Raw genomic sequence first — 2678 nt, 5'->3', positions numbered from 1 at the left:
TCTTGAACGACCCTTTAGCGTGATCGAGTCACGGGGGAAGTCTCATCTTGAGGCAAGTTTCCCGCTTAGATGCTTTCAGCGGTTATCTCTTCCGAACTTAGCTACCCGGCGATGCCACTGGCGTGACAACCGGTACACCAGAGGTTCGTCCACTCCGGTCCTCTCGTACTAGGAGCAGCCCCTCTCAAACTTCCAACGCCCACGGCAGATAGGGACCAAACTGTCTCACGACGTTTTAAACCCAGCTCACGTACCACTTTAAATGGCGAACAGCCATACCCTTGGGACCGGCTACAGCCCCAGGATGTGATGAGCCGACATCGAGGTGCCAAACTCCGCCGTCGATGTGAACTCTTGGGCGGAATCAGCCTGTTATCCCCAGAGTACCTTTTATCCGTTGAGCGATGGCCCTTCCATACAGAACCACCGGATCACTATGACCTGCTTTCGCACCTGCTCGACTTGTAGGTCTCGCAGTCAAGCCTTCTTTTGCCATTGCACTATCAGTACGATGTCCGACCGTACCTAGAAGACCTTCGTACTCCTCCGTTACTCTTTAGGAGGAGACCGCCCCAGTCAAACTGCCCACCATGCACGGTCCCCGACCCGGATTCACGGGCCAAGGTTAGAACCTCAACGACATCAGGGTGGTATTTCAAGGTTGGCTCCATGAGAACTGGCGTCCCCACTTCAAAGCCTCCCACCTATCCTACACAAATCCCGTCAAAGTCCAATGCAAAGCTGCAGTAAAGGTTCATGGGGTCTTTCCGTCTAGCCGCGGGTAGATTGCATCTTCACAACCATTTCAACTTCGCTGAGTCTCAGGAGGAGACAGTGTGGCCATCGTTACGCCATTCGTGCAGGTCGGAACTTACCCGACAAGGAATTTCGCTACCTTAGGACCGTTATAGTTACGGCCGCCGTTTACCGGGGCTTCGATCAAGAGCTTGCACCCCATCACTTAACCTTCCGGCACCGGGCAGGCGTCACACCCTATACGTCCACTTTCGTGTTTGCAGAGTGCTGTGTTTTTAATAAACAGTCGCAGCCACCGATTCTCTGAGACCTCCTTCTGCTCCAGCCGCGAAGGCTTTCACATACAAGAGGCACACCTTCTCCCGAAGTTACGGTGTCAATTTGCCGAGTTCCTTCTCCTGAGTTCTCTCAAGCGCCTTGGTATTTTCTACCTACCCACCTGTGTCGGTTTGCGGTACGGTCACTCTTTAACTGAAGCTTAGAGGCTTTTCCTGGAAGCATGGTATTAATCACTTCAGGCTCAATGAGCCCTCGTCATCACGCCTCGTCTAAGCCCGGCGGATTTGCCTACCAGGCACGACTACACGCTTAAACCGGGATATCCAACGCCCGGCTGATCTAACCTTCTCCGTCCCCCCATCGCATTAAAGAGTGGTACAGGAATATTGACCTGTTTCCCATCGACTACGCATTTCTGCCTCGCCTTAGGGGCCGACTCACCCTGCGCCGATGAACGTTGCGCAGGAAACCTTGGGTTTTCGGCGAGGGAGCTTTTCACTCCCTTTATCGCTACTCATGTCAGCATTCGCACTTCTGATACCTCCAGCATCCCTTACGAGACACCTTCGCAGGCTTACAGAACGCTCCCCTACCATGCGTATAAATACGCATCCGCAGCTTCGGTTCATGGCTTGAGCCCCGTTACATCTTCCGCGCAGGACGACTCGACTAGTGAGCTATTACGCTTTCTTTAAAGGGTGGCTGCTTCTAAGCCAACCTCCTAGCTGTCTGTGCCTTCCCACTTCGTTTACCACTTAGCCATGTATTTGGGACCTTAGCTGGCGGTCTGGGTTGTTTCCCTCTTGACACCGGACGTTAGCACCCGATGTCTGTCTGCCGTATATCACTTTCCGGTATTCGGAGTTTGCTATCGCGGGGTAAATCGCAATGACCCCCCCAACGATGACAGTGCTCTACCCCCGGAAGTGTCCGTACGACGCACTACCTAAATAGTTTTCGGGGAGAACCAGCTATTTCCGGATTTGTTTGGCCTTTCACCCCTATCCACAGCTCATCCCCTAACTTTTCAACGTTAGTGGGTTCGGACCTCCAGTACCTGTTACGGCACCTTCATCCTGGCCATGGATAGATCATCCGGTTTCGGGTCTACGCCCAGCGACTAAGTCGCCCTTATCAGACTCGCTTTCGCTACGCCTCCCCTATTCGGTTAAGCTCGCCACTGAACGTAAGTCGCTGACCCATTATACAAAAGGTACGCAGTCACCCCTCAAGGAGGCTCCCACTGTTTGTATGCATGCGGTTTCAGGATCTATTTCACTCCCCTCCCGGGGTTCTTTTCGCCTTTCCCTCACGGTACTGGTTCACTATCGGTCGATCACGAGTATTTAGCCTTGGAGGATGGTCCCCCCATATTCAGACAGGATTCCACGTGTCCCGCCCTACTTGTCGTACGCTCAGACCCGCCAGAAACACTTCACATACAGGGCTATCACCTTCTATGGCCGGGCTTTCCATCCCGTTTTGTTGAATCTCTGGTTTAGTCGTACAGGCTGGTCCCATTTCGCTCGCCACTACTTTGGGAATCTCGGTTGATTTCTTTTCCTGCGGCTACTTAGATGTTTCAGTTCGCCGCGTTCGCCTCCACGTGCCTATGTATTCAGCACGGGATGACCCTAAAAGGG

Annotated in this window: 1 rRNA gene (cut by a window edge); it reads right to left on the bottom strand. The window is 53.1% G+C overall.

The window, feature by feature from the left end:
* Window positions 1-2678 (bottom strand): 23S ribosomal RNA (locus tag FHP89_RS20800) (its annotated part continues 132 nt past the right edge of the window); the annotation flags it as partial.

This window comes from Denitromonas ohlonensis (assembly GCF_007625205.1).
GTDB lineage: Bacteria > Pseudomonadota > Gammaproteobacteria > Burkholderiales > Rhodocyclaceae > Nitrogeniibacter > Nitrogeniibacter ohlonensis.
Note: the sequence above shows the minus strand (reverse complement) of the source record. Positions and strands in the feature narration are given on the sequence as shown.